This window comes from Actinacidiphila acidipaludis, assembly GCF_019890725.1.
Classification (GTDB): Bacteria; Actinomycetota; Actinomycetes; order Streptomycetales; family Streptomycetaceae; genus Actinacidiphila; species Actinacidiphila acidipaludis.
Map to the genome: position 1 here is coordinate 39047 of NZ_JAINZZ010000030.1, position 12829 is coordinate 51875.

The 12829-nt window shown below is 73.8% G+C and carries 14 protein-coding genes and 1 pseudogene; 9 read left to right on the plus strand and 6 right to left on the minus strand.

What is annotated here, in order from left to right; translation table 11 throughout:
- Positions 1-90: 90 nt before the first annotated feature.
- A pseudogene (locus K7862_RS22310) lies at positions 91-1398 on the plus strand (hypothetical protein); the annotation flags it as partial.
- Positions 1399-1422: 24 nt separating this feature from the next.
- On the opposite strand, the gene K7862_RS22315 reads toward K7862_RS22310, so the two are convergent.
- Entirely contained in the window at positions 1423-1833 is a 411-nt protein-coding gene (locus K7862_RS22315) for a VOC family protein (protein WP_308012114.1), read from the minus strand.
- A 198-nt stretch (positions 1834-2031) separates the two neighbouring features.
- On the opposite strand from K7862_RS22315, the gene K7862_RS22320 reads away from it, so the two are divergent.
- The 3 genes from K7862_RS22320 to K7862_RS22330 all read left to right on the plus strand — a co-directional run bounded on the left by K7862_RS22320 (position 2032) and on the right by K7862_RS22330 (position 5131).
- Entirely contained in the window at positions 2032-3630 is a 1599-nt protein-coding gene (locus K7862_RS22320; RefSeq protein ID WP_222965284.1) for an ABC-F family ATP-binding cassette domain-containing protein, read from the plus strand.
- Positions 3631-4040: 410 nt separating this feature from the next.
- Complete coding sequence (locus K7862_RS22325; RefSeq protein ID WP_222965286.1) at positions 4041-4265, plus strand: helix-turn-helix domain-containing protein; 225 nt, start codon at positions 4041-4043, stop codon at positions 4263-4265.
- A 74-nt stretch (positions 4266-4339) separates the two neighbouring features.
- The gene (locus K7862_RS22330; protein WP_222965288.1) at positions 4340-5131 is read left to right on the plus strand and encodes an enoyl-CoA hydratase/isomerase family protein; all 792 of its coding nucleotides are present in this window, start codon (positions 4340-4342) and stop codon (positions 5129-5131) included.
- A gap of 77 nt (positions 5132-5208) precedes the next feature.
- Here the strand turns inward: K7862_RS22330 and K7862_RS22335 are convergent, their stop codons facing one another.
- Positions 5209-6132 carry a hypothetical protein gene (locus tag K7862_RS22335; RefSeq protein WP_262413601.1) on the minus strand — a complete coding sequence of 308 codons (924 nt, stop codon included), beginning with the start codon at positions 6130-6132 and terminating at the stop codon, positions 5209-5211.
- Positions 6133-6285: 153 nt separating this feature from the next.
- Here K7862_RS22335 and K7862_RS22340 point away from each other — a divergent pair, with 153 nt between their 5' ends.
- The 5 genes from K7862_RS22340 to amaP all read left to right on the plus strand — a co-directional run bounded on the left by K7862_RS22340 (position 6286) and on the right by amaP (position 8760).
- On the plus strand, positions 6286-6792 hold the full coding sequence (locus K7862_RS22340; RefSeq protein WP_222965292.1) for an Asp23/Gls24 family envelope stress response protein: 507 nt from the start codon (positions 6286-6288) through the stop codon (positions 6790-6792).
- Between the two features lie 93 nt (positions 6793-6885).
- Positions 6886-7080 carry a hypothetical protein gene (locus K7862_RS22345; RefSeq protein WP_222965294.1) on the plus strand — a complete coding sequence of 65 codons (195 nt, stop codon included), beginning with the start codon at positions 6886-6888 and terminating at the stop codon, positions 7078-7080.
- A complete protein-coding gene (locus tag K7862_RS22350; protein WP_222965296.1) occupies positions 7080-7463 on the plus strand; it encodes an Asp23/Gls24 family envelope stress response protein in 384 nt (127 codons plus the stop codon). Before K7862_RS22345 ends, K7862_RS22350 begins: the two co-directional genes overlap by 1 nt.
- Complete coding sequence (locus tag K7862_RS22355) at positions 7460-8158, plus strand: DUF6286 domain-containing protein (protein ID WP_222965298.1); 699 nt, start codon at positions 7460-7462, stop codon at positions 8156-8158. The genes K7862_RS22350 and K7862_RS22355 overlap by 4 nt, the downstream gene beginning before the upstream one ends.
- Positions 8155-8760 carry an alkaline shock response membrane anchor protein AmaP gene (gene amaP, locus K7862_RS22360; RefSeq protein ID WP_308012115.1) on the plus strand — a complete coding sequence of 202 codons (606 nt, stop codon included), beginning with the start codon at positions 8155-8157 and terminating at the stop codon, positions 8758-8760. The genes K7862_RS22355 and amaP overlap by 4 nt, the downstream gene beginning before the upstream one ends.
- A gap of 39 nt (positions 8761-8799) precedes the next feature.
- On the opposite strand, the gene K7862_RS22365 is transcribed toward amaP, so the two are convergent.
- The 4 genes from K7862_RS22365 to K7862_RS22380 form a co-directional block, all read right to left on the minus strand.
- The gene (locus K7862_RS22365) at positions 8800-9561 is read right to left on the minus strand and encodes an SDR family oxidoreductase (RefSeq protein ID WP_222965300.1); all 762 of its coding nucleotides are present in this window, start codon (positions 9559-9561) and stop codon (positions 8800-8802) included.
- Between the two features lie 3 nt (positions 9562-9564).
- Positions 9565-11352 carry a glycoside hydrolase family 15 protein gene (locus K7862_RS22370; RefSeq protein WP_222965302.1) on the minus strand — a complete coding sequence of 596 codons (1788 nt, stop codon included), beginning with the start codon at positions 11350-11352 and terminating at the stop codon, positions 9565-9567.
- Between the two features lie 39 nt (positions 11353-11391).
- The gene (locus tag K7862_RS22375; RefSeq protein ID WP_222965304.1) at positions 11392-12321 is read right to left on the minus strand and encodes an SURF1 family cytochrome oxidase biogenesis protein; all 930 of its coding nucleotides are present in this window, start codon (positions 12319-12321) and stop codon (positions 11392-11394) included.
- Between the two features lie 175 nt (positions 12322-12496).
- The gene (locus K7862_RS22380) at positions 12497-12748 is read right to left on the minus strand and encodes a metallothionein (protein ID WP_222965306.1); all 252 of its coding nucleotides are present in this window, start codon (positions 12746-12748) and stop codon (positions 12497-12499) included.
- Positions 12749-12829: the final 81 nt, after the last annotated feature.

Here is a 12829-nt window from a genome sequence, read left to right on the forward strand (position 1 = left end):
TGGGCGCTCAACGGCGAGACTGATCCGGTGACGTCCCGTAGCCCGCGAGACACTCCGCTCTGACTCGTCCCCCGCCGGCCGCTCACCGCTGCCCGGAGGACCGCCACGACGCGCAGGTCCAGACCTCCGCGCCCCCCTGAGGGCACCCCCTCAGTCCCCGAACTCGCCCGCCTCGCGCGGACCGAACTCGCCACCGCGGCCCGGGTCGCCCGCTGGGCGGGCACCGGGCCCGGCACGGCGGGCCGGACCGGGATACTGGCCGAGCCCGCGGTCCGCCGGGCCGCCGACGACCTCGGGCTGACTCCCGGCCAGATCCGCACCGCGTGGGACCGCGCCCGGCTCGCCGGACTGATCGAACTGCACGGCGGCGCCGCCCGCCCCGGCTGGCGGTTGCGGGCCTGGGACGACGACGACACCGCGGTGCTGCGCGGCTGGGTCGCGCTGTTCGACGCCTGGTCCCTCGCGCATCCGTTCCTGCCCGGCGAGACCACCGGCCCCGACCCGGCCCTGGTGGCCGAAGTCGTCGAGGCGGCACCGCAGTTGATGTCGCTGCTGCACCTGTCCAACGGGCCGGTGCCGATCGACACCCTGCTGGACCTGCTGCGCCAGCGCGTCGCGGAACTGCGCACCGAGCGGCACGAGCCGCCCGCCGAGGCGATGAGCGACCCGATGCCGGCCCTGCTCGACTGGACGCTGGACGCCGCCGCCAGGGTGGGAGCGCTCCGCCCGCGCGACCCGCAGCGCCCGGACGAGGTCGTGCTGACCCCGCTGGGCAGTTGGGCGGTGTGGGTGAAGCTGGAGCAGATCTGCGTCGCCGCGCAGGGCCCCGAGGGGCACATGGAGCAGTCCGCCGCGACCATGCTGCGCGCCTGCGCCCGGCTCTCGCCGGGTCCCGCTCGTGCCGAGTACCGCGCCTGGCTCGCCGCCCGCCCGGTGGGCGGCGCCGTCGCCGAGCTGCTGGAGACCGCCCGCGGCGACGACGCGCTGCTGCGCGGCCTGGCCTTCGAGGCGCTGCGGGTGGTTGGCGACGGGGCCGAGCCCGCGGTCCGCGCGGTCGTCGACGAACCGGTGCTGCGCCCCTACGCGGTGCTGTGGCTGGCCGAGCTCGACGGCGGGGACCCGGACGCCGCGATGGCGCTGCTCAGCCGCGAGGAGGCGACCTGGCTGTGGGTCGACACCGCGGCCGCGGTCGTCGACCACGGCGAGGGACATCTGCTGGTCAGCCATCTGGAGACCGCGGTGCAGGGTTCGCTGCCCGGCCTGCTGGAGGAGGTGCGCGGCGTCGGCCACCCCCGCACCGTGCAGGTGCTGGTCGCGCTCGCCGCCGCGCATCCCGACCCCGCCCTCGCCAAGGCGATGCGGCGGGCGGCGTTCCAGGTGCACACCGGCGAGGCCTGAGCCGCGGGAAGGCGTCCGGGGGGTTCAGCCGGAGGGGGGCTGCGGCACGTAGGTGCCGAAGGTCCACAGATTCCCCTCCGGGTCCCGCACGGTGTACTCGCGGGAGCCGTAGTCCTGGTCGGCGGGCGGCGCGAGGACGGCCGCGCCGGAGGCCACCGACCGGTCGTGGTGCGCGTCGACGTCCTGCACCACCACGTAGAGCGAGGCGGGCCCGAGCTGGGCGCGGGCCCGGCCGTAGGCGGTGTCGGGTTCGTCACGGACCGAGCCGAGCATCACCATGCCGTTGCCGTAGGCCAGTTCGGCGTGCGCGATCGAACCGTCCTCGTTCTCGTACCGGACCACCTCGGTGAAGCCGAAGGTGTCCCGCAGCAGGGAGAGCGCGGCCTGGGCGTCGTGGTAGCGCAACCCCGGGCAGACGGTGAGCGGCTCGGCCATGGAGGTCATCCTCTCGCTCGCGTGGGCCCCCGTCTGTCGAGTATGTGTGATGTGCCCCACATGTGCCCCCGCAGTCCGGGAAAAGGGTCCGACTGCCCCCAGTAGACTGGGCGCATGGCAGTTTTCCTCCTCGATTAGCCGCGGCGTACGACCTCATCGCCCGCTGAACCGTCGTCCGTCCCGCCTGGAGCTCTTCCCGTGATCACTGCCACCGGCCTCGAACTGCGTGCCGGCGCCCGCGTTCTCATCGAAACCGCCTCGTTCCGCGTCGCCAAGGGCGACCGCATCGGCCTGGTCGGGCGCAACGGCGCCGGCAAGACCACCCTCACCAAGGTGCTGGCCGGCGAGGGCCAGCCCGCGGCCGGCAGCGTCACCCGCTCCGGTGAGGTCGGCTATCTGCCGCAGGACCCGCGCACCGGCGATCTCGACACGCTCGCCCGCGACCGCATCCTGTCCGCGCGCGGCCTCGACACCGTGCTGCGCAAAATGCGGGAGAACGAGGAGCGGATGGCGAACGGAAAGGGCGCCACCCGCGACAACGCGATGAAGAAATACGCGCGCCTGGAAACGGAATTCCTCACCAAGGGCGGTTACGCCGCCGAGGCCGAGGCCGCGACGATCGCCGCCGCGCTCGGTCTGCCCGACCGGATTCTCGGCCAGCAGCTGCACACCCTCTCCGGTGGTCAGCGCCGCCGGGTCGAGCTGGCCCGGATCCTGTTCTCCGACGCCGACACCCTGCTGCTCGACGAGCCGACGAACCACCTTGACGCCGACTCCATCGCCTGGCTGCGCGACTACCTGAAGACGTACCGCGGCGGGTTCATCGTCATCTCCCACGACGTGAACCTCATCGAGACGGTCGTCAACAAGGTCTTCTACCTGGACGCCAACCGGTCCCAGATCGACGTCTACAACATGGGATGGAAGCTGTACCAGCAGCAGCGCGAGGCCGACGAGAAGCGGCGCAAGCGCGAGCGCGCCAACGCGGAGAAGAAGGCCGCCGCGCTCAACTCGCAGGCCGACAAGATGCGGGCCAAGGCGACCAAGACCGTCGCCGCGCAGAACATGGCCCGCCGCGCCGAGAAGCTGCTGGCCGGGCTGGAGGAGGTCCGGGTCTCCGACAAGGTGGCCAAGCTGCGCTTCCCCGACCCCGCGCCCTGCGGCAAGACGCCGCTGATGGCCGCCGGCCTGTCGAAGTCCTACGGCTCGCTGGAGATCTTCACCGACGTCGACCTGGCCATCGACCGCGGCTCGCGGGTGGTCATCCTCGGCCTCAACGGCGCCGGCAAGACCACGCTGCTGCGGCTGCTGGCCGGGGTGGAGACGCCCGACACCGGCGAGGTGACACCGGGCCACGGCCTGAAGCTCGGCTACTACGCGCAGGAGCACGAGACGCTCGACCCGGACCGCACGGTCCTGGAGAACATGCGCTCTTCCGCCCCGGACACCGACCTGGCGGAGATCCGCAAGATCCTCGGCTCGTTCCTGTTCTCCGGCGACGACGTCGACAAGCCGGCCGGTGTGCTCTCCGGCGGCGAGAAGACCCGGCTCGCGCTCGCCTCGCTGGTGGTCTCCAGCGCCAACGTGCTGCTGCTCGACGAGCCCACCAACAACCTCGACCCGGCCAGCCGCGCGGAGATCCTCGGCGCGCTGCACACCTTCACCGGCGCCGTGGTCCTGGTGACCCACGACGAGGGCGCGGTCGAGGCGCTCCAGCCCGAGCGGATCATCCTGCTGCCGGACGGCGTGGAGGACCTGTGGGGCCAGGAGTACGCGGACCTGGTGGCGCTCGCCTGACCCCTCCCGGCCGCGCCCGCGCGCAGCCCCCGGCCACCGGCCGGGAGCCTCTCGGGGGCCGGGTGATCATGTGGATTGGATCATTCGGCCCATCGTTGATCCTTCATCTGCGTGAGTCGGGCTGGTACCTGCGCCGTCATCGGGCCGACGTGTGCCGGGCGGACCGCGATCAGGGGCATGACGTCGGAGAACTCCTGACCGACCCTGGCTGACCTGCCGGTATCCGCCGGCGCTCGTTCCGCGGCCGGAATAGGCGGCGTGGGAATTGCCCGCCGCACGCGTTCTTCCGGCGCTGTCCCGGCATTCACGTTGCGCATGTCCCGTGATGGACCTTGTCGAATGGGTGGCCAGGAGGGCGGTTAGGGGTGATCATGAGAGTTCCATAGCGCACTTCCCTGGAGGAGGAACGGGTGGCCGAGACTCTGAAGAAGGGCAGCCGGGTGACCGGCCCGGCGCGCGAGAAGCTCGCGGCAGACCTCAAGAAGAAGTACGACTCAGGTGCGAGCATCCGGGCGCTGGCCGAGGAGACCGGCCGGTCGTACGGGTTCGTGCACCGCATGCTCAGCGAGTCCGGCGTGGCCCTGCGCGGTCGCGGCGGCGCCACGCGGGGCAAGAAGGCGGCCACGGCGGCCTGACCCCGGCACCACGCGGGCCCCGCGGGTGGTTACTCTTCGGTAATCATGCCCGCGGCGCGCACGGAGGTGCCCCGATGTCCGAAGTCAACACCCTGCTCGAACGTGACGGAGTCCGGCTCACGGTCGACGACACCGTCGCGACAGTCACCCTGTGCAATCCGGCCAAGCGCAACGTGCAGTCTCCCGCCCTGTGGCGGGCGCTGATCGAGGCGGGACGGCTGCTGCCGGGGCAGGTACGGGTCGTGGTGCTGCGTGGTGAGGGCGTGTCGTTCTCGGCCGGCCTCGACCGGAAGGCGTTCACGCCCGAGGGAATCGACGGCGAACCCTCCTTCCTGGATCTCGCGCGCGGTCCTGAGGAGGATCTCGACGCGACCATCGCCGAGTACCAGAAGGCGTTCACCTGGTGGCGGCGCACCGATCTCCTCACGGTCGCCGCCGTCCAGGGCCATGCGATCGGCGCCGGCTTCCAGCTCGCCCTCGCCTGCGACCTGCGGGTCTGCGCCGACGACGTGCAGTTCGCCATGCGCGAGACCACGCTGGGCCTGGTCCCCGACCTGACCGGCACCAAGAACCTCGTCGAACTTGTCGGGTACTCCCGCGCCCTGGAGATGTGCGCCACCGGACGCTTCGTGCACGCCGTGGAGGCCGAGCGCACCGGCCTGGCCAATCTCGTCGTGCCCGCCGCCGAACTCGACGCCGCGGTCGCCGACCTCGTCGCCGCGCTGCTGGCGCCCCCGCGCAGCGCCGTCAACGAGACCAAGGCGCTGCTGCGTTCAGCCGTCTCCCTCGACCCCGAGGCCCAGCACGCCGCGGAACGCGCCGCCCAGACGCGCCGCTTCCGCGACCTGGCGGGCATCGGCGACTGACCACCCGCCGGTGAGCGGGGGTCCGGCCGTCACGTGCCCGCCGGCGCCAACCCCGCAACCCTCGGCGGCCGGGCCGGTCAGTGGACGTCGGTGACGACGACGGCCGTCGACACCGGGCCCGGAGCGTCCGTGGCGGCGGCCGCCGTCGCCGCCACGGCCACCGCCCGGGCCACCGTCAGCGGAAGGTGCCCGGCGGCGACGGCGATCTGGACCTGGACCCGGCGGCCGCCCGCGCCGGTGTGGGGGTCGACGACCCGAACACCGGTACCGGCGCCCGCGAGGCGCGCGGTGACGGCGTGCACGCCGGGCACGGCCCGCACCGCGTCCGCCACCGCCGCTGCCGCCTCACCGCTCCCGGCCTGACGGTCCGGGACCTGCGTGCCGCCCGCCCCGGCCGGGACCGCCGTCCCGTCGACTCCGCCCGGGGCCGGCGTCACCTCCGCACCGCCGGAGTCCGGCTCCTCCAGGATTCCGGTGATCCGCAGGTCCACCGCGGCCACCGTGGCGCCGAGCGCGTCCCGGGCCCGCGCCGCCAGCGCGTCCCGCAGCAGCGCGGCCGCCACCGGGAGGGGGCTGTCCATCGTGGCCTCGAACCCGGCCTCGATCCGCAACGGGCCGTGCGCCAGCGCCCCCAGCGGCGCCGCGTCCACCACCTCAGGCCCCGGCCGGTCCGCGGGTCCGCCGTCCACGGACGGCCCATCGCCGGCAGACGCACCCTCCTGGGCGAACGCGCCTCCGCCGGACGCGGCCCCTCCGCCGTCGGCGTCCCGCGCGGGCGTCACCCCGTCAGCAACGCCGTCCCGCACGGGTTCCCGGCCCGCCGCCACCGGCGGCGCGGCCGGGTCGGCGAGGAGTATCCGGACGGCGCCCAGACGGATGCCGGGCAGGGCCGCGGCGCGGCGCAGGACGTCCGCCACCGCGCTCTCGGTGATCCACAGGGGATCGCCCGCGGCCCCCAGCGGAAGCAGCCGGCCGAGGGCCACCTGCTCGCGAACCGTCATGCTGATCCGGTCCATGGTCCCCGCGCCGCCTTCCGTTGGCCGACCACTCGATCGGGGGGCCGGCGGTGCCCTCTGGCCGCATCCCCCCAGCGGAGACGGGCATGCGCCCCTAGTGTGGTGCACGGAGCAGCCCAGACGAAGGGACGACTCGCGATGACCGACAGCGCACAGGGCAGGTCCGAGACCGAAGGTTCCCCGTACCTGTCCGAGGGCAGGACGCTGGAGAAGGGGAATGCCGGCGGCGCCGCGCGCAGGGCGGCACTGGGCGATCCGGCGACCCGCGGCCGGACCACCATCGCCGACGGCGTCGTGGAGAAGATCGCCGGTCTTGCCGCCCGCGACGTGGTGGGCGTGCACGCCATGGGGACCGGCCTGTCCCGGACGTTCGGCGCGGTCCGCGACCGCGTCCCGGGCAGCGGACGCTCCGTCAGCCGCGGCGTCAAGGCCGAGGTCGGCGAGGTCCAGACGGCCCTGGACCTCGACATCGTGGTGGACTACGGCGTGTCCATCGTGGAGGTCGCCCGCGCGGTGCGGGAGAACGTCATCGCGGCCGTCGAGCGGATGACCGGCCTGGAGGTCGTCGAGGTCAACGTCGCGGTCGGCGACGTGAAGCTCCCCGACGAGGAGGACGAGGACGAGCGCGAGACGAGGGTGCAGTAGGTGCGAGGAGGTCCGAGGCAGGACCGGCCGCCCGCGGGCGGCCCGGGACACGGCAGACGCTGCCCGGTGGGATGAGGGGACGGAGTGCGCGGGATGAGCATGGCAGTGATCGGCCTGGTCGCCGGGATGGCGCTCGGATTCGCCGGATACTTCGGCGGGTTCGGGGCGTTCCTGCTGGTGGCGGCGCTGGGCGCGATCGGCTTCGTGGTGGGCAAGTTCGTCGACGGCGACATCGAACCGGGGGAGTTCTTCCGGACACGCGACCGTGACCGCGACCGGCGGCGTTGATGGGGACGCTCGTCCCCGCGCAGCTGCTGCCGGCCGGCGACCGCGGCAGCCTGCGGATCGCCGACCGGGTCATCGCAAGGATCGCCGCGCAGGCGGCCGGTGAGGCGCTGTCCGGCGCCCCCGGCGCCGAACTCGTGCCCAAGGACGCCTCCCCGCACGCCTCGGTGTCGGTGCGCAAGGGCCCCAGGAACGCGGCACGGCTGCGCCTGACCCTCGAACTCGGCTACCCCGTGGACATCGGCGCGGTGTGCGGCATGGTGCGCCGTCACGTCACCAGCCGGGTCGAGGCGTTGACGGGCATGACGGTGCCCGAGGTGGCCGTCGAGGTCGAGCGGCTGCACTCCGCCGCGGTCCGGCGCAAGGGCGAGGGGAGGGTCCGGTGAGCCACGGGACGCCCGGGCCCGGCCCGGCCGGCGAGGAGCCGGAGCCGACCGTCCGCCTGCCCACCGCCGTCGATCCGGGCCCCGGCCCCGGCGGACCCGAGCACGGCGCGGTGCGCCACGTACCGGGACCCGGTGAGCCGGGCGGGGGCCGCGCCCGGCGCTTCTGGTCGTCCCGGCGCATCCCGGCCGCCGTCACCGCCGCGGTGATCTTCGGCCTCAGCGGCCTGTTCCTGTACGACCTGTCCTCGGTGCGGGCCGGCCGCAAGGGGATGTACTGGCGGACCAAGCTCGCCGACGAACTGGCCACCCGGCACCTCGACGACGTCTGGATCATCCTCGGCGCGAGCGTCTGCGCGGCGGTCGGCCTGTGGCTGATCGTCCTCGCCGTGACGCCCGGCGAGCGCTCGGTGCTGCCCATGGCCCGGCGCGGCCCGGACGGTGTGCGGGGCGGGCTGGACCGGCACGCGGCCGAACTCGTGCTGCGCGACCGGGCGATGGAGGTGTCCGGCATCCGCTCGGCCCGCGCCGTGGTGAAGCGGCGCCGCGTCAAGATCCGGGCCGGCGCCCACTTCCGCGACCTCGACGACGTCCGCAGGGATCTGACCGAGGCCATGGAGGACGCGGTGCGGCAGCTCGGCCTGGCCCGCGCGCCGCGGCTGCGGGTGCACCTCCAGCGCGTCGAGAAGGGGGCGTGAGCGCCGTGCGCACCACGATCAACCGCGTCCTGCTGGGCCTCGTCGGCCTGGTGCTGCTGGCCCTCGGACTGGCCGTGCTGATCGGCAGCACCGACCTGCAGCGCCACTGGGACTTCACCCTGCCGTCCTCCTGGCCGTTCCAGGGCCCGAAGGACGTCCTGCTGAGCACGCACGACCGCACCCTGTACCGCTCGCGCGACTGGTGGTGGCCCGTGGTCCTCGGCGGGCTCGGCGTGCTCTTCCTCGGCGCCCTGTGGTGGCTGCTCGCCCAGGCCCGCACCCGGCGGCTGCGCCAGCTGCGGATCGACAGCGGCGACGGGCAGGGCGTGCTGGTCCGCGGCCGCGCCGTGGAGAACGTGGTGGCCGCGGAGTGCGAGGCCTACGAGGGTGTGGAGTGGGCCGGTTCCGCGCTCATCCGCAAGCACGGGACACCGGAGGCCCGGCTGATCCTGGGACTCGCGCCGCACGCCACCCCCGTGGAGGTGGTGAACGGCCTGGACGCCGAGGTCCTGGAACGCGCCCGCACCTCCGCCGGCCTGGACGTGCTGCCCGCCGAGGCCAGGCTGCGTGCGGTGCGACACCGCGCCCGCCGCGTCAGCTGAGGCGGCGGGCGACAGGCGGCGGGTGGAGGCCTGACGCGCTCAGAACCCGTGCATCGCCCCGCCGTCCACCGGCAGCATGAGGCCGGTCAGATAGGACGCGGCGGGGGAGAGCAGGAACGCCGCGGCGCGCCCGAACTCCTCCGGGCTGCCGTACCGCCGCAGCGGGATCGACGCCTCGTGCCGGGCCCGGGCGGACTCCGGGTCACCGCCCAGCGCGTCGAGTTCGCGGACCCGGTCGGTGTCGATGCGCGCCGGCAGCAGGCCCACGACGCGGATGCCGCGCGGGCCCAGCTCGGCGGCGAGGGTCTTGGCGAACCCGGCGAGCCCGGGCCGCAGCCCGTTGGAGATCGCGAGCCCCGGGATCGGCTCGTACACCGACCCGGAGAGCACGAAACCGATGACGCCGCCCTCGCCGAGCACCTCGGCGGCGGCCCGCGCGAGCCGCACCGCCCCGAGGAACACCGACTCGAACGCGCCCCGCCACTGCTCGTCGGTCGCGCCCGTCGCGGGACCCGCGGGCGGCCCGCCGACGCTGATCAGCACACCGTCGACCCGGCCCCAGGCGTCCTGTGCCGCGCCGAGCAGCCGCTCGGCGGTCCGCGGCTCGGAGTTGTCGGCGGCCACCGCCAACGCCCGGTCGCCGCCGCCGAGTTCGGCGGCCACGTCATCGAGCTGCCGCTGGTTGCGCGCCGAGAGCACCACGCGGGCGCCCTCCTCGGCGAGCGTACGGGCCGCGGCGAGCCCCAGCCCGCGCCCGGCGCCGGTCACCACGAACACCTTGTCCTTCAGCCCCAGGTCCATTCTTCAGCCCCTTCCACGCTGCGCCCCGGAGAGCGTCAGTGCCGTGTTGACCAGACCGATGTGGCTGAACGCCTGCGGGTAGTTGCCCAGCAGCCGGCCCCCCACCGGATCCCACTCCTCGGCCAGCAGGCCGACGTCGTTGCGCAGCCCCAGCAGCTTCTCGAACAGCGTGGCCGCCTCGTCCTGCCGCCCGGTGGAGTGCAGCGCGTCGGCCAGCCAGAACGAGCAGGCGAGGAAGGCGCCCTCGCTGCCGGGCAGGCCGTCCACCCCGCCGGAGTCCGGGCTGTAGCGCCGCACGAACCCGCCGTGGTCCAGCTCCCGCCACACCGCGTCGACCGTGCCGAGCACCCGCCGGTCGGAGGCCGGCAGGAAACCCACCTGCGGGATCAGCAGCGTGGCCGCGTCGAGCTGGGACGAGCCGTAGTACTGGGTGAAGGTGTTGCGTTCGGCGTCGTAGCCCTTCTCGCACACCTCCGCGTGCACCTGCGCCCGCATCGAGCGCCAGCGTTCGAGGTCGCCGCGCAGCCGCGGCACCGCCTCGACGGTGCGCACCGCCCGGTCCGCGGCCACCCACGCCATCACCTTGGAGTGCACGAAGTGGCGGCGCGGGCCGCGGACCTCCCACAGGCCCTCGTCGGGCTCGTGCCACTTGGTCTCCAGGAAGTCCATCAGGGCGCGCTGGAGGTTCCACACATGGGCCTCGTCCTTCAGCCCCCGATCGCGTGCCAGGTGCAGCGAGTCGAGCACCTCGCCGTAGACGTCCAGCTGGAGCTGCCCGGCCGCGGCGTTGCCGACCCGGACCGGCGCGGACCCCTCGTAGCCCTTGAGCCACGGCACCTCGTACTCGGGCAGCCGCCGCTCACCGGCGATGCCGTACATGATCTGCAGGTCCGCCGGGTTGCCGGCGGCCGCGCGCAGCAGCCAGTCCCGCCAGGCGTGGGCCTCGGCGAGGAAACCGCAGGACAGCAGCGCGTTCAGGGTCAGGGTGGCGTCCCGCAGCCAGCAGAAGCGGTAGTCCCAGTTGCGGACGCCGCCGATCTCCTCGGGCAGCGAGGTGGTCGCGGCCGCCGCGATGCCGCCGGTGGGCGCGTAGGTGAGCGCCTTCAGCGTGATCAGCGAGCGCAGCACCGCCGACCGCCAGGGGCCGTCGTAGGTGAGCTGCGCCGACCACTGCTCCCAGTCCTGCAGGCTCTGCTCCAGCGCCTCGTAGGGCTGGAGCCGGCGGGGCCGCCGCTCGTGCGAGGGGTGCCAGGTGAGCACGAACGCGATCCGGTCGCCCTCGGCCACCGTGAAGTCGGCGTAGGTGCGCATGTCCCGCCCGTACATCGGCAGCGGCGGCTCGCTCCGCAGCCACACCGAGTCCGGGCCGGCGGTCGCCACCCGGTGGTGGTCGGTGCGGCGCACCCAGGGCACCACGCTGCCGTAGTCGAACCGCAGCGTCAGCTCGCTCTGCATCGGGACCTCGCCCGACAGGCCCTCGACGATCCGGACCACGTCGGGCGCCTTGTCGCGCTGCGGCATGAAGTCGGTGACCCTGACCGAGCCGGCCTCGGTCTCCCAGACGGTGTCCAGGACGAGGGTGTCACCGCGGTAGGCGCGGCTCGAACAGACCACGGCCCCGGTAGGGGCCAGCCGCCACCTGCCGTTGTCCCGGTCGCCGAGCAGGGCGGCGAAGACCGAGGCGGAGTCGAAGCGCGGCAGGCACAGCCAGTCGATGCTGCCGTCCGTGCCGATCAGCGCGGCCGTCTGCAGATCGCCGATCAGCGCGTAGTCCTCGATGCGTCCTGGCACGTCCTGCCTCGCCGCCCTTCGTGTCGGTGCTCCGGAGAGTCAGATCGCGACGGTAGCGCTTCCCCCGGACGGACGGTTGATGCCTGCGGGCGCGTCGCCGTCACCGGCGTCGTCGTCCTGACCGCCGCCGTCACCGCCGTCCCCGCCGCTGTCCCCGCCACTGGAGGCCTCCTCGGCCTGCTTCGCGCGCCCGGCAAGGATCTCGGCGCGCTCCCGGCGCAGCAGCACCACCCAGCCGACCGGCACCATCGCGGAGAACAGCCACCACTGGATGGCGTACGCCAGGTGCGGGCCGATGCTGCTGTGGTCCGGTTCGGGGATGAGCGCGGGCTGCTTGGCGTTGGGCGCCGGGGAGATCGACACCAGCTCCAGATAGCCGCCGACCAGGTGCTCGGGCATGTACGCGCTGACCTTGGTGCTGCTGATCAGCATGATCTGACGGGGCGGCAGGCCCTTGCGGTCGCGGATGCCGGTGGCCGCGGTGGTCTCGTCCGGGCGCAGCCGGCCGACGACCGTCACCTCGCCGGACGGCGGGGCGGGGATCACCGGGAACTTCGTCGGGTCGTCCGGGCCCTCGATCCAGCCGCGGTTGACCAGCACGGCGCGCCCGTCGTCCAGCACGAACGGCGTGATGACGTGGTAGCCGATCTGCTGGCCGCCGGCCTCGTCGTCGGTCCCGCCGTTGCCCGCGGTGCGGTGCCGGGCCACCACCTGGTGCGCGGTGTCGAAGTGGCCGTGCGCGGAGACGGCCTTGTAGAGATCCTCGTGCGGGACGCTGAAGCCGGGGTGGGTCACCGACTCCACCGGGACGGGCGTCGCCTTGAGCGCGGCCGCGATGATCCGGTTGTTCGCCACCCGGTGTTCGTGCCGGTGCAGCTGCCAGAAGCCCAGTCTGATCATCACAGGGATCATCACGAGGCCGAGAAGGGTGAGGATCACCCACTGGCGGGACAACAGGAAGCGGTACACCCCACGACGGTACAACTCGGCCGCGGGCAGTCCGCGCGGAGGGGTCCGGTAGCGGGCGGCGCGTCGGGGAAGTCGGCGACGTCGGCGAAGCCGGGGAAGCCGGGGAAGGCGTCCCCGGGCCCGGACCGGCACCGGGGGCACGACGGCGCCGCGGCGCCGTCGCCGCCGCGTGCCGTCAGGCGCCGGCCGCCGATCCGACGTGGTCTACGATGCCGCCGCCGCCCTCGGCCTTGGCGCAGTGGGCGCTGCAGTACCAGTGCCCGTCGACGTCCACGCCGTGACCGATGATCTGCACCCGGCAGTGCTCGCAGATCGGCGCCATCCGGTGGATCGCGCACTCGAAGCAGTCGAAGACGTGCACAGCGCCCTGGGCACGGATCTCGAAGCTCATCGCATAGTCGTTTCCGCAAACCTCACATCGAGCCATGAGGCACAGGCTGCGATCCGCGGCCCCGCCGGGCAACGCGCGGCCGGGCGCGTCGCCCCCGGTCCACCCGAATAGCCGGAC

Coding starts and splice junctions, on each gene's coding strand:
- K7862_RS22315 (WP_308012114.1), bottom strand. CDS start 1,833: ATGGCCGAGCCGCTCACCGTCTGCCCGGGGTTGCGCTACCACGACGCC.
- K7862_RS22330 (WP_222965288.1), top strand. CDS start 4,340: ATGTCCGAAGTCAACACCCTGCTCGAACGTGACGGAGTCCGGCTCACG.
- K7862_RS22335 (WP_262413601.1), bottom strand. CDS start 6,132: ATGACGGTTCGCGAGCAGGTGGCCCTCGGCCGGCTGCTTCCGCTGGGG.
- K7862_RS22340 (WP_222965292.1), top strand. CDS start 6,286: ATGACCGACAGCGCACAGGGCAGGTCCGAGACCGAAGGTTCCCCGTAC.
- K7862_RS22345 (WP_222965294.1), top strand. CDS start 6,886: ATGAGCATGGCAGTGATCGGCCTGGTCGCCGGGATGGCGCTCGGATTC.
- K7862_RS22350 (WP_222965296.1), top strand. CDS start 7,080: ATGGGGACGCTCGTCCCCGCGCAGCTGCTGCCGGCCGGCGACCGCGGC.
- K7862_RS22365 (WP_222965300.1), bottom strand. CDS start 9,561: ATGGACCTGGGGCTGAAGGACAAGGTGTTCGTGGTGACCGGCGCCGGG.
- K7862_RS22380 (WP_222965306.1), bottom strand. CDS start 12,748: ATGGCTCGATGTGAGGTTTGCGGAAACGACTATGCGATGAGCTTCGAG.